General features: G+C 60.9%; 19 protein-coding genes. 11 read left to right on the forward strand and 8 right to left on the reverse strand.

Features of this window, described 5'->3' with window-relative positions; translation table 11 throughout:
* Positions 1-74: 74 nt before the first annotated feature.
* The 6 genes from HJB84_RS09640 (at position 75) to HJB84_RS09665 (ending at position 5,567) form a co-directional block, all read left to right on the forward strand.
* Positions 75-947, forward strand: coding sequence for a MurR/RpiR family transcriptional regulator (locus tag HJB84_RS09640; RefSeq protein ID WP_221115816.1), 873 nt, complete (start codon positions 75-77; stop codon positions 945-947).
* A gap of 191 nt (positions 948-1,138) precedes the next feature.
* Complete coding sequence (locus HJB84_RS09645) at positions 1,139-2,242, forward strand: ABC transporter substrate-binding protein (RefSeq protein WP_207581167.1); 1,104 nt, start codon at positions 1,139-1,141, stop codon at positions 2,240-2,242.
* Between the two features lie 73 nt (positions 2,243-2,315).
* On the forward strand, positions 2,316-3,209 hold the full coding sequence (locus HJB84_RS09650; protein WP_207581168.1) for an ABC transporter permease subunit: 894 nt from the start codon (positions 2,316-2,318) through the stop codon (positions 3,207-3,209).
* Positions 3,206-3,994 carry an ABC transporter permease gene (locus HJB84_RS09655; RefSeq protein WP_207581169.1) on the forward strand — a complete coding sequence of 263 codons (789 nt, stop codon included), beginning with the start codon at positions 3,206-3,208 and terminating at the stop codon, positions 3,992-3,994. Before HJB84_RS09650 ends, HJB84_RS09655 begins: the two co-directional genes overlap by 4 nt.
* Before the next feature lie 12 nt (positions 3,995-4,006).
* Positions 4,007-5,068, forward strand: coding sequence for an ABC transporter ATP-binding protein (locus HJB84_RS09660; protein WP_207581170.1), 1,062 nt, complete (start codon positions 4,007-4,009; stop codon positions 5,066-5,068).
* A 193-nt stretch (positions 5,069-5,261) separates the two neighbouring features.
* Entirely contained in the window at positions 5,262-5,567 is a 306-nt protein-coding gene (locus HJB84_RS09665) for an NIPSNAP family protein (protein ID WP_003541496.1), read from the forward strand.
* 69 nt (positions 5,568-5,636) lie between these two features.
* On the opposite strand, the gene HJB84_RS09670 is transcribed toward HJB84_RS09665, so the two are convergent.
* The 5 genes from HJB84_RS09670 to HJB84_RS09690 form a co-directional block, all read right to left on the reverse strand.
* On the reverse strand, positions 5,637-6,638 hold the full coding sequence (locus HJB84_RS09670; protein ID WP_221115817.1) for an ABC transporter ATP-binding protein: 1,002 nt from the start codon (positions 6,636-6,638) through the stop codon (positions 5,637-5,639).
* Between the two features lie 10 nt (positions 6,639-6,648).
* The gene (locus HJB84_RS09675) at positions 6,649-7,713 is read right to left on the reverse strand and encodes a Gfo/Idh/MocA family protein (RefSeq protein ID WP_221115818.1); all 1,065 of its coding nucleotides are present in this window, start codon (positions 7,711-7,713) and stop codon (positions 6,649-6,651) included.
* Entirely contained in the window at positions 7,710-8,549 is an 840-nt protein-coding gene (locus tag HJB84_RS09680) for a carbohydrate ABC transporter permease (protein WP_207581173.1), read from the reverse strand. The genes HJB84_RS09675 and HJB84_RS09680 overlap by 4 nt, the downstream gene beginning before the upstream one ends.
* Before the next feature lie 9 nt (positions 8,550-8,558).
* Positions 8,559-9,506: a carbohydrate ABC transporter permease gene (locus tag HJB84_RS09685; protein ID WP_207581174.1), complete on the reverse strand. Its 948-nt coding sequence runs from the start codon at positions 9,504-9,506 to the stop codon at positions 8,559-8,561.
* Positions 9,507-9,726: 220 nt separating this feature from the next.
* Complete coding sequence (locus HJB84_RS09690) at positions 9,727-10,986, reverse strand: ABC transporter substrate-binding protein (protein WP_221115819.1); 1,260 nt, start codon at positions 10,984-10,986, stop codon at positions 9,727-9,729.
* A gap of 524 nt (positions 10,987-11,510) precedes the next feature.
* Between HJB84_RS09690 and HJB84_RS09695 the strand changes: the two genes are divergently transcribed.
* From HJB84_RS09695 to HJB84_RS09710, 4 genes are read left to right on the forward strand one after another with little or no spacing between them, the layout of a single operon-like run.
* Positions 11,511-12,395 carry an N-acetylglucosamine kinase gene (locus HJB84_RS09695; protein WP_221115820.1) on the forward strand — a complete coding sequence of 295 codons (885 nt, stop codon included), beginning with the start codon at positions 11,511-11,513 and terminating at the stop codon, positions 12,393-12,395.
* Positions 12,392-13,156: a GntR family transcriptional regulator gene (locus tag HJB84_RS09700; protein WP_207581177.1), complete on the forward strand. Its 765-nt coding sequence runs from the start codon at positions 12,392-12,394 to the stop codon at positions 13,154-13,156. The genes HJB84_RS09695 and HJB84_RS09700 overlap by 4 nt, the downstream gene beginning before the upstream one ends.
* A 59-nt stretch (positions 13,157-13,215) precedes the next feature.
* Entirely contained in the window at positions 13,216-13,470 is a 255-nt protein-coding gene (locus HJB84_RS09705; protein ID WP_207581178.1) for a type II toxin-antitoxin system prevent-host-death family antitoxin, read from the forward strand.
* A 6-nt stretch (positions 13,471-13,476) separates the two neighbouring features.
* The gene (locus tag HJB84_RS09710) at positions 13,477-13,905 is read left to right on the forward strand and encodes a hypothetical protein (RefSeq protein ID WP_221115821.1); all 429 of its coding nucleotides are present in this window, start codon (positions 13,477-13,479) and stop codon (positions 13,903-13,905) included.
* 95 nt (positions 13,906-14,000) lie between these two features.
* On the opposite strand, the gene metH is transcribed toward HJB84_RS09710, so the two are convergent.
* Entirely contained in the window at positions 14,001-17,774 is a 3,774-nt protein-coding gene (gene metH / locus HJB84_RS09715; RefSeq protein WP_221115822.1) for a methionine synthase, read from the reverse strand.
* Between the two features lie 171 nt (positions 17,775-17,945).
* Here metH and HJB84_RS09720 point away from each other — a divergent pair, with 171 nt between their 5' ends.
* Complete coding sequence (locus HJB84_RS09720; protein ID WP_221115823.1) at positions 17,946-19,190, forward strand: AGE family epimerase/isomerase; 1,245 nt, start codon at positions 17,946-17,948, stop codon at positions 19,188-19,190.
* Between the two features lie 3 nt (positions 19,191-19,193).
* On the opposite strand, the gene HJB84_RS09725 is transcribed toward HJB84_RS09720, so the two are convergent.
* Both HJB84_RS09725 and HJB84_RS09730 read right to left on the reverse strand, forming a co-directional pair.
* The gene (locus tag HJB84_RS09725) at positions 19,194-19,817 is read right to left on the reverse strand and encodes a DUF2799 domain-containing protein (RefSeq protein ID WP_221115824.1); all 624 of its coding nucleotides are present in this window, start codon (positions 19,815-19,817) and stop codon (positions 19,194-19,196) included.
* A 129-nt stretch (positions 19,818-19,946) separates the two neighbouring features.
* Positions 19,947-20,441, reverse strand: coding sequence for a heme-degrading domain-containing protein (locus tag HJB84_RS09730; RefSeq protein WP_164011818.1), 495 nt, complete (start codon positions 20,439-20,441; stop codon positions 19,947-19,949).
* Between the last annotated feature and the right edge of the window lie 41 nt (positions 20,442-20,482).

Here is a 20,482-nt window from a genome sequence, read left to right on the forward strand (position 1 = left end):
TTGACATGGATTATGACAGCGTTCTTAATTTGAGTGGGAAAGTGGCGCCAGACCATCCCGGGGAGCATAGTCACGTGACAGTTGCGTCGAAGACGGTTTCGGACGTCATACACTCGCATTTGGGGGTGTTGACGCGTGCCGAAAAGCAACTGGCCGAAAGCCTTCTCGACAATTATCCGGTGTCCGGTCTCGGCAGCATCACCACGATCGCCGAGAATGCCGGCGTTTCGACGCCGACCGTCGTGCGCATGGTTCAAAAGCTCGGCTTCAAAGGCTATCCGGACTTTCAGGCGCATCTGCATCTGGAGCTCGAGGCGACGATCTCCAACCCGATCACCAAGCATGATCGCTGGGCTCAAAATGCGCCGGGCACTCATATCCTCAATCGTTTCGCCGATGCCATCATGGGCAATCTGCGCCAAACGCTGAGTGATCTCGATACCGCGACCTTCGACAGTGTCGCTTCGCTACTCTCCGACCGCAAGCGCGGCCTTTATTTCGTCGGCGGCCGCATCACCGGCGCGCTTGCCGAGTATTTCTTCACCCACATGCAGGTGATCCGTCCTGCAACGACGCTGCTGTCGTCGAATTCCAGCAGCTGGCCGCAATATGTCCTCAACATGAACGCCGGCGACATCCTGATCATCTTCGACATCCGCCGCTATGAGCAGGAGATGGTGAGCCTCGCCACCGCCGCCCGCAAACGCGGCGCCGAAATCGTTGTCTTCACCGACCAGTGGGGCTCGCCGGCCGCCAAGCTGGCCCGGCATGCCTTCCGCGTCCGGATCGAGGCGCCGTCGGCCTGGGATTCCTCCGTCGTCACCCTGTTCATCGTCGAAGCATTGATCGAGGCCGTTCAGAATTCGACCTGGGACGAGACGAAGGAGCGCATGAAGACGCTTGAGGGCTTGTTCGAGCAAACCAAGCTTTTCCGCAAACCGGGTTAGGAGGACAAGACTAAAACAGAGAAAAAACAAGGACGGATTTTCGCGGAAACAAAGCAGTGCCGTCGCAAATAAAACACGTGTCGCAAACGCCTGCTATCCATAGAAAATTAACGTCATCCAGCCGTCACACAAGCTTCATGTAAGCTCATTAACAGCATCGCCAGACACTGAAAACCCGAAGGAGAACAACAGTGATCTCTAACATTTCTCGACTTCTGTCGCTCTCTACTGCGATGATCGTGGCTTCTACCGCGATTGCCGCCGCCGAGCCGAGCGCTGAATTGATCGCCGCCGCCAAGAAGGAAGGCACTCTGACGACGATTGCTCTTCCGCACGACTGGTGCGGCTACGGCGACGTCATTGCCGGCTTCAAGGCCAAGTATGGCCTCGAGGTCAACGAACTGAACCCGGACGCAGGGTCGGGCGACGAAGTCGAAGCCATCAAGGCGAACAAGGGCAACACCGGCCCGCAGGCTCCTGACGTCATCGACGTCGGTCTCTCCTTCGGTCCGTCTGCCAAGAAAGACGGCCTGATTCAGCCTTATAAGGTTTCCACCTGGGATTCGATCCCGGACTCGGCCAAGGATGCCGAAGGCTACTGGTACGGCGACTATTATGGCGTTCTCTCGTTCCTCGTGAACAAGGATCTCGTCAAGGAATCGCCGGCCGACTGGACCGACTTGAAAAAGAGCGATTACGCAAACAGCGTCGCGCTGGCCGGCGATCCGCGCAGCGCCAACCAGGCTGTCCAGGGCGTCTATGCCTCTGGTCTTTCCGCATCCGGCGGTGACGCGGCCAAGGCGGGCGAAGAAGGCCTGAAATTCTTCGCCGAACTGAACAAGAACGGCAATTTCGTGCCTGTTGTCGGCAAGGCGGCTCCGTTCGCACAGGGCTCAACGCCGATCATCGTCGCTTGGGACTACAACGCGCTCTCCTGGGGCCAGAGCCTCAAGGGCAACCCTCCGTTCGAGGTTGTCGTTCCGAAAACGGGCGTCGTTGCCGGTGTCTACGTCCAGGCGATTTCTGCCTTCGCTCCGCATCCGAACGCTGCCAAGCTCTGGATGGAATACCTTTATTCCGACGAGGGTCAGCTCGGCTGGCTGAAGGGCTATTGCCACCCGATCCGCTTCAACGATCTTGCCAAGAACAACAAGATCCCGAAGGACCTGCTCGACAAGCTGCCGCCGGCAGCAGCCTACGAAAAGGCCGTCTTCCCGACGCTCGAAGAGCAGGCCGCCGGCAAGGAAACCATCACCAAGAACTGGGATTCCGTGGTCGGCGCCAGCGTCAAGTAACCTCTGATCCTGCCTCCCCGCCGCATAGGCGGGGAGGTTTTCTCACTCCGACGCCCCAGGATGAGCTTTTTCCATGAGCACGGTTTCAACGCCTATGGTGAGCAGTGCCCCCTTGATCAACAGAGATCGCGTGATCGACTGGCTGGGCATTGCACCCTTCATTATCTTCTCCCTGCTGTTCCTGATCATCCCCACGCTTTATCTTGTGGCGGGCGCGTTCCTGACCCCTGAGGGCAACCTCACGCTGAAGAATATCGGCGATCTCTTTACCCCCTCGATCATGAGCGCTTACTGGATCAGTATCCGTGTCTCGGTGGCGTCGGCTCTCGGCGGTGCGTTGATCGGCTTTTTCCTCGCCTGGGCCGTCGTGCTTGGTGGCCTGCCCGCCTCCGTCCGCTCGACCCTTTTGACCTTCTCCGGCGTCGCCTCGAATTTCGCCGGCGTGCCGCTTGCCTTCGCCTTTCTGGCAACGCTCGGCCGCACCGGCCTTGTAACGATCTTCCTGCGGGAATGGTTTGGCTTCAATCTGTACGGCACCGGCTTCAACCTGCTGTCCTTCGTCGGCCTCACTATCACCTATATGTATTTCCAGATCCCGCTGATGGTGCTGATCCTGACGCCTGCCCTCGACGGTATGAAGAAGGAATGGCGCGAAGCCTCGCAAATCCTCGGCGCCACCAACCGCCAGTACTGGACGATGGTGGCGCTCCCGATCCTCTGGCCAAGCCTGCTTGGCACGACGCTGCTGCTCTTCGCCAACGCCTTCGGCGCCATTGCCACCGCTTTCGCGCTGACCGGCAGCTCGCTGAACATCGTACCGATCCTTCTTTATGCACAGATCCGCGGCGACGTTCTGCACAATGCCAACCTCGGCTACGCCATCGCCCTCGGAATGATCGTCATCACCGGCGTCTCCAACGTCCTGTACCTCATGCTGCGCATGCGCGCCGAACGGTGGCAGAAATGAAAGCGCAACGTCTCGGAGCCTGGATCGCCATTATTTTGGGCGCGTCCTATTTCATCATTCCGTTGATCGGCACCATTGAGTTTTCGCTGCGCATGCGCCGCGGCGAATACAGCCTCGACGCCTATCAGTCGGTCTTCTCGGACGCCCAGTTCCGCGAGACCTTCGGCTATTCCATGATGATGGCACTTTTGACCATCGTCTTCGGCATGCTGCTCGTCGTTCCAACGGCCTATTGGGTGCGGCTGCGCCTGCCGCAGATGCGCCCGGTCGTCGAATTCATCACGCTGCTGCCGCTGGTCATTCCGGCGATCGTCATCGTCTTCGGTTACCTCAGGATGTACAACTCATCGTCCTACCTACCGCTGACGGGTTCGACGACCGGCACCAACATCCTGCTGGTCTTCTCCTACATCACACTGTCGCTGCCCTACATGTACCGCGCCGTCGATACCGCCATGCGCGCCATCGACGTCCGCACCCTCACGGAAGCCGCTGAGAGCCTCGGCGCCCGCTGGACGACCATCATGTTCAAGTGCATTTTCCCGAACGTCATGAGCGGCGTGCTGTCTGGCGCCTTCATCACGCTTGCGATCGTCATGGGCGAGTTCACATTCGCTGCCTTGCTCAACCGTCCGGCCTTCGGCCCCTACCTGCAGCTCGTCGGCGCCAACAAGGCCTATGAGCCTTCGGCGCTCGCCGTCATCGCCTTCTCGATCACCTGGCTCAGCATGGGCCTGCTCAACCTCGTTTCCCGCTTCGGCAAAGCCCGCCCGGCAAAGGCTTAAGGTAATTGGCTCATGTCTTTTCTCACGCTGACCAACATTCAAAAATCCTTCGGCCCGGTTCAGGTCGTCAAAAACTTCAACATGAACATCGAGAAAGGTGAATTCGTCTCCTTCCTCGGACCGTCCGGCTGTGGCAAGACGACCGTCCTGCGCATGATCGCCGGCTTCGAAACGCCGACCGGCGGTACGCTGACCATCAACGGCAAGGATCAGAGCGCGCTGAAGCCGAACCAGCGTAATATCGGCATGGTGTTCCAGGCCTACGCGCTTTTTCCCAACATGACGGTGCACGACAATGTCGCCTTCGGCCTCAAGGTCGCCGGCGCCCCGAAGCCTGAGATCGATGCCCGCGTCAAGGAAATGCTCGGCCTGATTAAGCTCGATCACCTGGCCGACCGCTTTCCCTATCAGCTGTCGGGCGGCCAGCAGCAGCGTGTCGCCCTTGCCCGCGCGCTTGCCGTCAAGCCACAGGTACTGTTGCTCGACGAGCCGCTCTCCGCACTCGACGCCAAGATCCGCGTGTCGCTGCGCGAGGAAATCCGCCAGATCCAGCAGCAGCTCGGCATCACCACTGTTTTCGTTACCCATGACCAGGAAGAGGCCCTGTCGATCTCCGACCGCATCGTCGTCATGAATGCCGGCAAAGCCGACCAGATCGGTTCGCCGTTCGAGATCTACAATGCGCCGGCAACGCGCTTCGTCGCCTCTTTCGTCGGCACGCTGAACCTCATCGAGGCCAAGGTCGTCGACCCCGATGCCAACCGCATCCAGATCGGTGATCAGAACATCACGCTGAAACAGTCGGTCGCAGCCCACAAGGCCGGCGAAACCATCTCGCTGGCGCTGCGCCCGGAGGCCGGCTCGCTCTCCGACAGCGTCAGAAGCGATACTGCGCTGACCGGTCACGTCGTCTCGGCCCACTTCCTGGGGTCGGTCATCCGCACCCGCATGAATGTCGGCGGCAACGTCATCTCCTTCGACATGTTCAACAGCCCGGGCACCACCCCGCCGCAGGCCGGCGAAACCGTGACACTGCGCTTCATGGCAGCCGACCTGCTGATCATCCGCGACTGAGTCGCCAAACAGCTCAAGCAAAAGGCGCCGCGAAACGGCGCCTTTTTCATTTCAGTCCTGCCGAATTGTCAACAAACGTGATGCAGCCATCACCACAAAGCACTTGAACTCTTTAAGCTCGCTGCCAGAAGTTGAGCAAATCAAATGAACCGCGCGGCACTCCGCACTGCATTTTACGCGATGGGATATGTCAATGATTACCTGCCACCTGCGTTATGTGATCGATCCGTACAAGCTTGCCGAATTCGAGGAATATGCCCGGCTCTGGATTCCGATCGTCAACAGGATGGGCGGCACCCATCACGGTTATTTCCTGCCATCCGAAGGCGCCAACAACATTGCCGTTGCATTGTTTTCCTTCCCGAGCCTGGCCGCCTACGAGGACTACCGTACGCGCATGGCAAGCGATCCAGAATGTCAGGCCGCTTTCGAGCTCGACAAACGCAACCGCAGTATCGTCAGCTATGAACGTAGCTTCATGCGGCCCCTGCTCGGCTGACCGAACCGGCACACGGCCACTGGAAATGAAAAGCCCGCACGCTGGCAGGGCTTTCATTCTGTCATGCGCTCAGCGGATCGCCTGGTCGTCCACATCGAAGCGGTGCACATGCGCCTGGTCCGGCGTCGCATAGACGATCTCGTCCGGCTCGTACTGGTGCTCGCCGAAGAGACGGGCCGTCAGCAGGCCGCACTGGTCGGATTCCAGATAGATGATCGTGTCGGCGCCGAGATGCTCGACATGCACGACCTTCGCAGCCCAAGTCCCCTGCTCGCGCGACAGCGTCATGTGTTCGGGACGCACGCCGATCGTCTTGGCGCTGTGATCGCCAACCTTCTCCGCCGCAATAAAATTCATCTGCGGCGAGCCGATGAAGCCGGCGACGAAAACATTGGCCGGTCGTTTGTAGAGTTCCATCGGCGAACCGATCTGCTCGATCGCGCCCGCGTTCAAGACGACGATCTTGTCGGCAAGCGTCATCGCCTCGACCTGATCGTGGGTGACGTAGATCATCGTCGCCTTCAGGCTGCGGTGCAGCCGGGCGATTTCGAGCCGGGTCTGGACGCGTAGCGCCGCATCGAGGTTCGATAGCGGCTCGTCGAACAGGAAAAGTTCCGGTTCGCGCACGATGGCGCGGCCGATCGCGACGCGCTGGCGCTGGCCGCCGGAAAGCTCCGCCGGCCGGCGCGCCAGATAGGGCTCCAGCGACAACATGCCCGACGCCTTGCCGACGCGCCTTTCGATCTCGTCCTTGGCGGTGCCGGCCTGTTTGAGGCCGAGCCCCATATTGTCCTTGACCGTCAGATGTGGATAGAGCGCATAGGATTGGAATACCATGGCGATGCCGCGCTTGGCCGGCGGCGTCAGCGTCTCATCTCGGCCGTTGATGACGACAGCGCCCGAGGTGACGTCTTCGAGGCCAGCGATGCTACGCAACAGCGTCGATTTCCCGCAGCCCGACGGCCCGACGAAGATGACGAATTCGCCGTCCTTGACCTCGAGGTCGATGCCTTTCAGCACCTCATGCGTGCCATAGGTCTTGCGGATGGATTTGAGTTGAAGCGATCCCACTGATTTTCCCTTACAATCTGACCGGCTGGCCGGTACGCACGCTCTCGTCGGCGGCAAGGCAGATGCGCAGCGACGCCACCGCATCCGCCATATGGCGATCGAGGTTCAGATCCTCACGGATCGCCCTCAGTACGAAGGCCTGTTCCAGGTCGCAGAGCGCCTGATGACCGGGCTCGCCCGTCATCCTCATGTCCTGGTCGGGCCGGATGAATTTGCCGTCCGGGCCGGTTTCGGCGGTATGCAGACGGATCACCGAGGTCTTAGTATGGGTGTCGATATCGTCGGACTTGGCGTTCGGATCCATGACGATCGACACTGCGCCCTTCGGCGACATCACATCCTTCACGAAGAAGGCGGTCTCCGAGATCATCGGGCCCCAGCCTGCCTCGTACCAGCCGACCGAACCGTCCTCGAACAGCACCTGCAGCTGACCGTAATTATACATATCGGCGGCGATTTCCTCGGATAGCCGCAGCCCCATACCGCGCACTTCGACGGCCATGGCATCAGTGATCTGGCACATCACGTCGACATAATGCACGCCGCAATCAACGATCGGCGAGGTCGTGCGCATCAGCGACTTGTGGGTCGCCCAGGTCGGGCCGCTGGACTGCTGGTTGAGGTTCATGCGGAAGACATAAGGCGGGCCGAGCTTGCGCGCTTCTTCGATCAGCCTCGTCCAGGAAGGGTGATGGCGAAGGATATAACCGATCACCAGCTTACGGCCTGCCTTCCTGGCGGCCGCCACGACGCGCTCGGCATCGGTGACGGTGGTCGCCAGCGGCTTCTCGACGAAGACGTCGCAGCCAGCCTCGAAGGCGGCGACGGCATAATCGGCATGGCTGTCGGAATAGGTGTTGATCGAGCAGAGGTCCGGCTTCAGCTCGGCGAGCGCCGTCGTAAAATCGGGATGGATCGTATAGGCCTGCAGCTCGGGTTCCAACTTCGGCGTCGAGCGGTTGACCATACCGACGATCTCAAAGCCTGGATTGTTGTGATAGGCGAGCGCATGACTGCGGCCCATATTGCCGAGGCCGGCAACGAGGACCCGGATCGGTTTATCGGATTGGCTCACTTGACGGCTCCTGACGTGATGCCGCGGATCAGCTGCCGCGAGAAGATGACGTAAAGGACGAGGATCGGCAGGATCGCCAGCGATAGTGCGGCCAGCACCGCATTCCAGTTGGTGACGAACTGGCCGATGAAGATCTGCGAGCCAAGCGTGACCGTTTTAGTGGCCTCGGAGGGCGCTAGAATCAGCGGGAACCAGAGATCATTCCAGATGGGGATCATCGTGAAGACCGCGACCGTCGCCATCGCAGGGCGAACCAGTGGCAGCACCAGCCGGAAGAAGATCGCATATTCGGAAAGCCCGTCGATGCGCCCGGCATTCTTCAGATCGTCCGAAACCGTGCGCATGAATTCCGACAGAATGAAGATCGCCAGCGGAATGCCCTGCGCGGTATAGACGAGGATCAGCGCCGTCAGCGTATTGACGAGACCCGCCGCCACCATGCCCTGCAGGATCGCCACCGTGCCGAGACGGATCGGGATCATGATGCCGATCGCCATGTAGAGACCGAGCAGCATATTGCCGCGGAAGCGATATTCCGAGAGCGCGAAAGCCGCCATCGCACCGAAGAGCAGCACCAGCAGGATCGAGACTATCGTCACGATGAAACTGTTCTGGAAATAATTGGCGAAATCGCCCTGGCCGAGCACCGTCTGATAGCCGACGAGGCTGAAGGTTGACGGCGTCGGCACCATCAGCGGCTCGCGGAAGATCGAGGCGCGATCCTTGAACGAGTTGACGATGGTCAGGAAAACAGGAAACAGCGCGACCAGCGTATAGGCGCCAAGCGCCAGATGCATGAGGCCGGTGCGAATGGGAGATGTGCGTGCCTTGGACATGCCCGCTCCTCAGAATTGGTAGCGACGCATGCGCCGCTGGATAACGAAAAGATAAAGCGAGACGCCGGCGAGGATGATGAGGAACATGACCGTGGCGATCGTCGCGCCCATCGAGCGGTCGCCGAGCTGAAGCTGGAAACCGAAGAAGGTGCGGTAAAGCAGCGTGCCGAGAATGTCGGTCGACATGTCAGGCCCGGCGAGAGCGCCCTGCACGGTGTAGATCAGGTCGAAAGCGTTGAAATTGCCGACGAAAGTCAGGATCGAGATGATGCCGATCGCCGGCAGGATGAGCGGCAGCTTGATCTTCCAGAATTGCGCCCAGCCGGTGATGCCGTCGCATTCGGCCGCCTCTATCACCTCTTCGGGGATGCTGAGCAAGGCCGCATAGATCAGCATCATTGGAATGCCGATATATTGCCAATTCGAGATAAGCGACACGGCAATCAGCGCCGAACCGGGCTTTCCGAGCCAGGGCGCGAACAGGAATTTCAGCCCGATAAGATCGAGCATCCAAGGCGCCACGCCCCAGATCGGCGAAAGGATCAGCTTCCAGATGAAGCCGACGATCACGAAGGAGAGCAGCGTCGGAAGGAATATCGCCGTGCGGTAAAAGGCGACGCCGCGTAGCTTCGGCACCGAAAGCAGGGCGGCAAGCGCCACGCCGATCGGGTTCTGCACACACATGTGGATGACGAAGAAGACAAGGTTGTTGACCAGCGCGTTCCAGAAATCATGCGCCCAGCGCGGATCGCCGAACAGAACCTCGAAATTCGCAAGGCCGACGAAGGCCGGCTGCCCGTCGATCGTATTGTAGAGTGAAAGCCGGAGCGTTTCGATGAGCGGCAGGACCATGATGGCGGAATAGACGATGATCGCCGGCAGCATAAAGACGAAAATATGCCAGCGCACCGGGCGCTTGATCGGAACGATATCGACCGCGTTGTGGTTTTCGCTCATGGCTTTTGCCTGTTCTTGTCGACTGGCTGCAAGGGCAGCACAGATGGAAAACGTTTCGCCTTCTCCACCCTCTCCGCCTATGGGCGAGAGGGAACGCGCCCCGCTTGGATGCCAAGTCGGGCTGGAAGGTCGCTTGCGAGTCTCCTTCTCCCCTGAACTGTGGAGAAAGGGGCCGGCAGGCCGGATGGGAGGGGCGGTAAACGCCGCCCCTCCGCACCATTCACTTGGCCGGCTTGTACCAGCTGTCGAGGCCCTTCTGGAGCTTCTCGGCAGCGACCTGCGGCGTATCAGTGCCGTTGATCACATTGGCCGATTCAACCCAGGTCTCGTTTTCGAGGTTCGGCTTGCCGCGCGACAGGATCTGGTAGGTCGAGCGCACGGTCGACTTGTACGGGCCGCGCCAGGAAACGAATTCCTGAGCAAGCGGATCGGACATCTTCACCGGGTTGGAGTTCAGGCTGAAGAAGCCCGGCAGCGAATTCGCATAGATATCGGCGAATTCAGGCGAAGCGACCCAGCTCAAGAACTTCTTGGCTTCCTCTGCATGGGTGCTCTTCGCGTTTAGCGCGACGCCGATATCGGGGTGGTCGGAGATGTAGCCCGTGTCGCCGGCCTTCGGAATCGGCGGCGGGAAGGCGCCCATCTTGAACTGGGCCTGGCTGTTGAACAACGAGATTTCCCACGAACCGGCCGGATAGATCGCCGCACGGCCGAGCGTGAAGAGGTTCTGGCTGTCGGAGTAGGTCTGCGCTTCGAAACCGTCGCCGAGATAAGGCTTCCACTTGGCAAGCTCTTCATAGGGCTTGACCCAGTCGGCGTCGGTCAACTTTTCCTTGCCGGAGATCAGGGCGGCGCGGCCGTCCTCGCCCTTCCAGTAGTTCGGGCCGATATTCTGGTAGCCCATGGTGGCGGCTTCCCAGAGGTCCTTCGTGCCCATGGCAAGCGGAATGTAGGTGCCATCGGCCTTGATCTTGTCGAGCGCCGCGTAGAACTCGTCCTGCGTCTTCGGCACGGAGATGCCGAGCTTGTCGAAGGCATCCTTGTTGTAAATGAAGCCGTGGATGACCGAAGCCATCGGCACGCAGAAGGTCGACTTGCCGTCGTCGGTGCTCCAGGCGGCCTTGGCGACCGGCGAGAAGTTTTCCATGCCCGGCAGGCTGGTGATGTCGGCGAGCTGCTTCTTGTTGAAGAGTTCAAGCGAGGCATCGAACGGGCGGCAGGTGATGATATCGCCTGCGGAGCCGGCATCGAGCTTGGCGTTCAGCGACGCATTGTATTCGGTCGGCGCGGTCGGCGAGAAGACGATCTTGATGCCCGGGTTCTTCGCTTCGAAGGCCGGGATGATCTTCTCCTGCCAGATCTGCAGGTCGTCGTTACGCCAGCTTTCGACCGTCAGCGTGACGTCGGCGGCATGGACGAGGCCCGCTGAACTCAGCAGGCTGGAGGCAAGCAGCAAGCTTTTCAGAGCAGTGTTTTTCATTTCCCTCTCCTGTGTTTTAAGCGCCGGAAGGCGCTGTTTTCGATCTGAAACAAGCAGTTGATGTGCCCGAGGAAACACCCAATGCCCCTTGGAGGACCGCCAGCGACTGCCGGCCCCGAAAGCTCGATGACCGCGAAGGCGATTGCCTACGGCCTGGCCGCCTCCCGGCGACTTGCATCGGGCGCGGCAAATTGATGGGAAAGCCGATGGATGTCTGAGTTTCGCCACCAGCCTGTCGGCCGACGGGTTGTTCTCTCGATCATCCTCGAAGCGGTTCCGGCTTGGTTTCGCTGCCGGTTTTCGTGGGCTTCGATGTGCTGTTCCCTTTTGACGAATTAAGGCCAAAAAAATACCAATTGTCCAGCCGAATTTAACTTTTCGGCTGGATTAAAATCACTAAAAAATTTTATTCAACAATATCAATAACATAAAAAGGCATATTTTTTCTACCATTCCCACTTGGTAAATGGTATTTTTTTGGTATTGTAGAAAAAACATAGGGAACGGCGTATTTCGGAGGCCCGATGACAGAGCTTGCAATCGGCATAGACGGCGGCGGAACAAGCTGCCGGGCGGCTGTCGCGGACAGAGATGGCAATATCATCGGCCGTGGCAAATCAGGCCCTGCCAACATCCTGTCCAATCTGGAAAACTCTCTTCTCAATATCGTCGAATCCGCCCGGCAGGCGCTGCGCGACGCGGGCCTGGCCGCTGAAACCATCTCCTCCGTTGCATCGGTCGTCGGCGTCGCCGGCGCCAATGTCGGCGATTACGGCAGGCGGATCGAAGAAGCCCTGCCCTTTGCCGAAGGCCTAGTTGTCACCGATGCGCTGATTGCCCTGCAGGGGGCACTCGGCGATGCCGACGGCATCGTCGGCGCCTTTGGCACAGGTACGGTCTATAATGCCCGCGGGAACGGCCGGCTGAACGGCATCGGCGGCTGGGGCTTTATTGTCGGCGACCAGGCAAGCGGCGCCCGTCTCGGCCGCGATCTCATGGAACGATCGCTACTTGCCCATGACAGCGTGCGCCCGGCGTCGCCGCTCACCGAAGCGGTCATGGCCGAATACGGCAACGATCCCGAACGCATCGTCGAATTCGCACATTCCGCAAGACCGACGGATTTTGCCCGTTACGCGCCCATCGTTTTCGACCATGCGGCCAAGGGCGATGCCGTCGCGATCGGCATCGTCACGGATGCGGCAACGGCAATCGGCGAAAGCCTGGACGCGTTGCTCTGGCCGGATTGCCCGTCGATCTGCCTGCTTGGCGGGCTTGCGGAAGCTTATGAACCGTGGCTTTCCGAACGCTATAGGTCACGGCTTGCCAGGCCGAAGGGCGATGCCCTGCAGGGTGCGGTGGAACTTGCGGTGAAGCTCCTCAACGACAGGCAGAGAGGTGCGGCATGACCGACGACCTCGCCACCCTCCTGTCCCTGGAGCGCCTGCAGGCAGCAGGCACGGGCCCGCTCTACGTCAAGCTGCGCCGCAGGCTCGAAGAAGCCGTGCGCACCGGAACGCTCGGTCACGGCGATGCGCTGCCGCCGGAACGCGATATCGCCGAATTCGCCGCCGTCAGCCGCGTTACCGTGCGCAAGGCGATCGACGAGCTCGTCGCCGACGGCCTGCTGGTGCGCCGCCACGGTTCGGGCACCTTCGTCGCCAAGCCGGTCTCCAGGGTCGAGCAGCGCCTGTCGCAGCTCACCTCCTTCACCGAGGACATGGCGAGGCGCGGCATGTCCTCCCGCTCCGAATGGCTGCACAAGGGCGTTCACACCCCCTCGCCGGACGAGATGATGATCCTTGGCCTCGGCACGGACGTGAAGGTTTCGCGCCTCTCTCGCCTGCGAATCGCCGACGAGCAGCCGCTGGCGATCGAAAATGCCAGCGTCTCTGGGGAATTCCTGCCCGATCCGTCCGCCGTCACCAATTCGCTCTACGCCGAGCTCGAACGCCTGCAGGTCCGGCCTGTGCGCGCCGTGCAGCGCATTTCGGCGACCAACATGAAGGAAGCCGACGCCCAGCTTCTTGGCGTCTCCGTCGGCGCCGCCGGCCTGTCGATCGAACGTATCTCCTATCTCGGCTCCGGCCGCGCCGTAGAATTCACCCGCTCGCTTTATCGCGGCGACGCCTATGATTTCGTCGCCGAGCTGACGATCGGGGTGACCTGACGGCTTGAACTTATCCAAATTATACGTATAATTCGGAGATCAACGTTGGGAGACTTCTCATGGCTCGGACCACGGCTCTGGAATTTCAGCGAAAATTCGGCGAGTTTCAGCATCAAGCGCAACGCGAACCCGTCGAGATCACGCGTCATGGCCGCCGTGAATTTGTGCTGATGTCAGCCGAGCAGTATGATTGGCTGAAGGCCGCTGCGCAACGGACTCATAGGACAGCCGATGCCTTGTCCGTTGTCATCGATGCCGTCGAAAGAGCGGAGATGGATGCTGCCCACACACCCCTCGATGAACTACTGAAATAACGCATCATGGGGTCAATTCCCGAAGCGAAGCCCGCCCTCGTCGTGCGCTATGATTACCTGTGGTCGCGCGAAGCATCGGCGGGTCGCGATCAAGGCAAGGACAGGCCCGCCTGCCTCGTCGCGGCAAGCGATAGTCTAGCCAATCCCCGCTACGTCATTCTGCTGCCGATCACGCACACGCCGCCGTCCGGCGAAACGGTTGGAATAGAAATCCCGCCAAAGGTGAAGCACGCAATCGGTCTGGACGACGCTCCGAGTTGGGTCATCGTCTCCGAACATAACATCGACGAATGGCCGAATGGCGGGCTTTCGCCCGTGCCAGGCAGCGAGGGGATATTCGCCTACGGCTTCATCCCGCCCGGGCTTTTCGCAACGATCAAGGCGAAATTTCTTGATCTTGCCAAATCCAGGAGGAGCGATTCCGTCCACCGCTGATTACACGTTCATTTTCAAACGCATGAAGCCGGAAAGTGAATCACTGTCCGGCTTCATTGTTTCCCAAAGCAAAGTGTTACAACGCAGGCAGCTTCTCACGCCGCGTCTTCGATCTCTTCGCCCGTCTTGCGCGGCACGTAGTTGAGCACCGGTCCGAGCCAGCGCTCGATTTCGGAAGCCGCCATACCCTTGCGCTTGGCATAGTCTTCCACCTGATCGCGCTCCACCTTGGCGACGCCGAAATAATAGGAGTCGGGGTGGCCGATATAGAGGCCGGAGACCGAGGAACCGGGCCACATCGCATAGCTCTCCGTCAACTTCACACCGGCCGCCGTCTCCGCATCGAGCAGCGTGAAGAGCGTTGCCTTTTCGGTGTGATCCGGCTGGGCGGGATAACCGGGCGCCGGGCGGATACCGGCATAGGCTTCGGTGATCAGATCCTCTTTGCTAAGCGTCTCGTCCTTCGCATAACCCCAGTATTCGCGCCGCACCTGCTCATGCATGCGCTCGGCAAACGCTTCGGCGAAGCGGTCGGCCAGCGCCTTGACGAGGATCGAGGAATAATCATCATTCGCCCGCGCGAAGCGTTCGGCGATGGCGATCTCCTCGATCCCGGCCGTCACCACGAAGCCGCCGACATAATCCTGCACGCCGCTCGAAACCGGCGCGACGAAATCGGAGAGCGCCACGTTCGGCCGCCCGTCCCGCTTCGAAAGCTGCTGGCGCAGCGTGTAGAAGGTGGCGAGCTCCTGGCTGCGGCTCTCGTCCGTGAACAGGCGGATGTCGTCGCCGACAGCACCGGCTGGCCAGAAACCGATGACGGCGCGCGGGCGGAACCACTTCTCGTCGATGATCTTCTTGAGCATCGCCTGCGCATCGGCCCAGAGCGCGCGGGCTGCCTCGCCCTGCTTCTCGTCCTCGAGAATGGCGGGGTAGCGGCCGCGCAGTTCCCAGGTCTGGAAGAACGGCGTCCAGTCGATATATCTGGCAAGCTCGCCCAGATCGTAATCCTCGAACACCTGCGTGCCGAAGAATTGCGGCTTCGTCGGCTGGTAGCCGGACCAATCGACCTTATGCGCATTCTCGCGGGCCCGCGGCAATGGCAGGCGCACCTTCTCGGCTTCGCTGCGCGCGTGGGCGGCCGCCACCTTGGCATATTCGGCTCTCATATCGTCGACATAGCCTTGGCGTGCCTCCGGCGACAGCAGCGCCGAGACGACGCCGACGGCGCGGCTCGCATCGGTGACGTAGACCGCCTGCCCCTTGTTGTAGCCCGGATGGATCTTCACGGCCGTATGTACGCGGCTGGTCGTCGCCCCGCCGATCAAAAGCGGGATCTCGAAACCCTGCCGCTCCATTTCGGCCGCGACGTGTACCATCTCGTCGAGCGACGGGGTGATCAGGCCTGAAAGTCCGATGATGTCGACCTTTTCGGCAATCGCCGTTTCGAGAATCTTCGTCGCCGGCACCATGACACCGAGGTCGACGATCTCGTAATTGTTGCAGGCAAGCACGACGCCGACGATGTTCTTGCCGATATCGTGCACGTCGCCCTTGACGGTCGCCATCAGGATCTTGCCGGCCGAGCGACGTTCCTCGCCGCCGTTGAGGCGCTTTTCCTCTTCCATGTAGGGCAGCAGCACGGCGACCGCCTGCTTCATGACGCGCGCCGACTTGACCACCTGCGGCAGGAACATCTTGCCCGAGCCGAACAGATCGCCGACGACGTTCATGCCGGCCATCAGCGGTCCCTCGATGACATGCAGCGGCCGGGCAGCCTGCAGGCGCGCCTCCTCGGTATCGGCTTCGATATATTCGGTGATGCCGTTGACCAGCGCATGTTCGAGGCGCTTTTCGACGCTCCATTCGCGCCAGGAGAGGTCCTGGACCCGGCCCTCCCTGGCGCCGGCGCCACGGAAGCGCTCGGCCACTTCGAGCAGTCGCTCGGTGCCATCGGGACGGCGGTTCAGCACCACGTCTTCGCAGGCCTCGCGCAGTTCCGGATCGATATTGTCGTAGACGGCAAGCTGGCCGGCATTGACGATGCCCATGTCCATACCCGCCTGGATGGCGTGGTAGAGGAACACGGCGTGCATCGCCTCGCGCACCGGCTCATTGCCACGGAACGAGAAGGACAGGTTGGAGACGCCGCCCGAGATATGCACCAGCGGCATGCGCTCGCGGATCGTCCGCGTCGCCTCGATGAAGTCGACGCCGTAATTATTGTGCTCTTCAATGCCGGTCGCGACCGCGAAAATGTTCGGGTCGAAGATGATGTCCTCGGGCGGGAAACCGATCTTTGCAGTCAAAAGCTTATAGGCGCGTGTGCATATCTCCACCTTGCGCTCGTAGCTGTCCGCCTGCCCCGTCTCGTCGAAGGCCATGACGACGACGGCCGCACCGTAATTGTGCAACAGCCGCGCCTGGGCGAGGAAATTCTCCTCGCCTTCCTTCAGCGAGATCGAATTGACGATCGGCTTGCCCTGAACGCGCTTCAAGCCGGATTCGATGATCGAGAACTTCGACGAGTCGATCATCACGGGCACGCGGGCGATATCGGGCTCGGCGGCGATCAGGTTGAGGAACTCGACCATCGCCTTCTCGGAATCGATCAGCCCCTCGTCCATGTTGATGTCGATCACCTGCGCGCCGTTCTCGACCTGGTCGCGCGCCACATCGAGCGCTGCGGTGTAATCGGCATTGGTGATCAGCTTGCGGAAGCGGGCCGAGCCGGTGACGTTGGTGCGCTCGCCGACATTGACGAAGGGAATGTCCTTGGTCAGCTCGAAAGGTTCGAGACCCGACAGCGACATGAAGGGGCGATGCTCGGGAATCGCACGTGGCTTGTACTTGGCGACGGTCTCGGCGATTGCCCTGATATGTTCAGGCGTCGAGCCGCAGCAGCCGCCGACGATATTGACCAGGCCTTCGCGGGCGAAGCTGTCGATCTGCGCCGCCATCAGCTCCGGCGTTTCGTCGTACTGGCCGAATTCGTTCGGCAGGCCGGCATTCGGATAGGCGCAGATGAAGGTGTCGGCGACGCCGGAAAGCTCCTGCAGATGCGGGCGCATCGCGTTGGCGCCGAGCGCGCAGTTGAGGCCGATCGTGAAGGGATTGGCGTGGCGCACCGAGTTCCAGAAGGCCGATGGCGTCTGGCCGGACAGGGTGCGGCCGGAAAGGTCGGTGATCGTGCCGGAGATCATCACCGGCAGGCGCACGCCCTTGACCTCGAAGCGCTCCTCGCAGGCAAAGATCGCCGCCTTGGCGTTCAGCGTGTCGAAGATCGTTTCGATCAGGATGATGTCGGCGCCGCCGTCGATCAGCCCGTCGATCTGCTCGCCATAGGCAATGCGCAGATCGTCGAAGCTCACGGCGCGAAAACCGGGATTGTTGACGTCGGGTGAGATCGAGGCGGTGCGGTTGGTCGGTCCGATGGCGCCGGCGACGAAACGGCGGCGGCCATCCTCGCGCTCGGCGCGCTGTGCTGCCCGGCGCACGATCTCGGCGCCTTCCTTGTTGAGGTCGTAGACCGCGCCTTCCATCGCGTAATCGGCCTGCGCGATGCGGGTCGAGGAGAAGGTGTTGGTCTCGAGAATATCGGCGCCGGCCTTGGCGTATCGGTAATGGATCTCTTCGATCGCATCTGGCTGGGTCAGGATCAGAAGGTCGTTATTGCCCTTCTGGTGGCAGGCGCAGCCGATGAAGCGCGTTCCGCGGAACTGGTCTTCGTCATAGCCGAGCCCCTGGATCTGAGTGCCCATGGCGCCGTCGAGAACAAGGATGCGCTCGCTCGCAGCCTGTCTCAAAGCTGCAAAAACTTCATTGCCGTCACGTTTGCCCGTTTCCGGACCAAAGAGGTTGTCAAACACGGGAGGGCTCCTTGACGTCGTAAGACCAGACAGTCCACATCACATAAAGATATCTTTATGTCAATATATGCCTATCGATTTCGTGCTTTGCAAGCCTGGCCCCATGACAGACTCGAATGGCCTCTATATAGGCATTTCAAAAGCATCGCGCACGAAATCGGAGGAAATGTCATGGCACCCGTGCTTGGAAACTGGACGAGCCGCGCCTATCATCGCGGCTGGCTGCTGAACCAGGCAAATGGCCTCTTCGATTTCTTCCAGCACAATTCGCGCAACCCCAAGGGCGGCTTCTACGATCTCGACGATACCGGCAGACCTCTCGACGCCGAAGGCCAGGTTCGCGGCGTCCATATCGCGGCGCGCGCCGTGCATTGTTTCTCGATCGGCACGCTGCTCGGCCGCCCGGGTGCCAGCGACCTCGTCGATCACGGCATGAACTATCTCTGGAACCAGCATCGCGACCGGAAGAATGGCGGCTATTTCTGGTCACTGAACAATGACGGTCCAGTCGACACCAACAAGCAGGGTTATGGCCACGCTTTCGTGCTGCTGGCCGCCTCCTCCGCCAAGACCATCGGCCATCCGCTTGCCGACGGCATGCTTGACGACATCACCGAGATCCTCAACACCAAGTTCTGGGAAGCAAAGCACGGCGCCATCGCCGAGGAATTCACCGCCGACTGGCAGCCGCTCGATGGCGGCACCTATCGCGGCCAGAACTCCAACATGCACCTGACCGAAGCGCTGATGGCCGCCTTCGAAGCCACCGGCGACAAAGAGTACCTGACCAAGGCCGAAAGCATCGCCGATCTGGTCATCCGCCGGCAGGCCGGTTCGGTCGACTGGCGCGTCGCCGAGCATTTCGACGCCGAATGGAACCTCAACAAGCAATACTATCATCCGAACGAAATGTTCCGCCCGGCCGGCACGACGCCCGGTCACTGGCTGGAATGGGCCCGCCTGATCCTGCAGCTCTGGACGCTCGGCGGCAAACGCATCGAATGGCTGCCGGATGCGGCCAAGGCGCTTTTCGCGCAATCCATGGCGCTCGGCTGGGACAATGACAAGGGCGGCTTTTTCTATACACTCGACTGGGACGACAAGCCCGCCAAGCGCAACAAGCTCTGGTGGCCGGCCTGCGAGGGTGCCGCCGCCGCCCACTTCCTCAACGAACACCTTCCGAGCGATTTCCACGAAGACAGCTACCGCAAGATCTGGAACGTCATCGAGCGCGCCTTCATCGACCACCACAACGGCGGCTGGCACGAGGAGCTGACGGAAGACCTCATTCCCTCGCACTCGCTCTTCCCCGGCAAGGGCGATATCTACCACGCCCTGCAGGCCTGCCTCATCCCACTTTTCCCGGCAACCGGCAGCCTGACGAAAGGCATCGCCGAGGCTGGCGGCAAGCTCTGAGCTTCAGTAACCCGGCGCCCTCAATTCGGCGTTTGGGTTGCGCTGGAACCATTCGACATCCTCGTTGACGCGGTCGAGTTCGTCCTGCACGTCGCGCTGGTCGCGGCGGATGTCGTGCATGTCGTCTTCCAGATCGTCGATCCGCCGGCGCAGCTCCGACCTGTCGCCGTCCTTCGCATCCTTAAGCTTGTCGGAGAGTTCGTCGATATTAGCCTCCTTGGAGCTGTAGTCGTTCTGCATCGCGTTGAAGCGCTCCTGCAGCCCGTGCTGCTTGCCGCCGAGGTTGAAGCCACGCAGGAAGCCCGACGCGGTTTCCGGCGGGCAGACATTGGCGTAGCCGCTGCCCGCCTGGCCGCGCGCCAGCCCGCTGAGCGGCGTGCAGTAGCGCACCAGGCCCGCCTGGTAGCCCTGGAACCAGATCGTCTGATCCGGCACGATCTTGACCCGCTCGCAGGATTTTGCATGCGCGGCGAAGCGCTGCTGCGGCTCGTAGCCCGCAGCACCGTCGCTGTCGCCGATCACCCGCCAGTCGGCGGCCAAACATTCCTCCTTGGAAAGCGTGTTGCAGGAGGCCAGGAGAAGGCCGAGACCGATGGCGGCGGCAAGCGCGAAGAACAAGCGGATCATGGCATCCCGGGAAGGTTAAGGAGGGCGATGCCGCACCTTAACCGCAGGACAAGGCAACGTCACCGCAGCGGCGACGAAATTTTGCAGTTTTCATGGCTTTTTTCTGTCGAAATTACGGCAGTCTACCCTTCAGAGCGGAGCGAGCCGCAGCGTATCCAGATCTTTCGCGAGCATCAGCGCCAGGGCCTCGACCGCGAGATTGTGGTCGTCGCGTTGCGGCAGGCCGGAGACGGTGACCGCGCCGATGCAGCCGGTGCCCTTGACGTTGATCGGGAAACTGCCGCCATGCGGCGCATAATCGGCGTCGGGAAGCCCGTTATCCTCAACCGTCTTGCCATCCTTCCTCAGCTTCAGGCCGGAGGCATAACTGCTGCGGAAATAGCGCAGCACCATGTTGCGCTTGCGCCGGACCCAGTTGACGTTATCGGGCGTCACACCCGGCAATGCCGCATAGAAGACCGGCATTGCGTGCAGGGTCACGTCGATCGCGATGCCGAGGCCGCGCTCGGTGGCGAGTTCCTGCAGGAGTTTGCCGAGCTGCCATGCCGTCGTCAGGTCGAAGGCGTCGAAGCTCAGGGCCTTCTCCTGCTCCGCAATCCGGCTGAGATCGTCCTCGATTGTCATGGGCAAGCGCTCCTCTGCCGCGATAATCCGCTGCAGACAAT

The organism is Rhizobium sp. NZLR1b, from assembly GCF_019685155.1.
Lineage (GTDB): Bacteria > Pseudomonadota > Alphaproteobacteria > Rhizobiales > Rhizobiaceae > Rhizobium.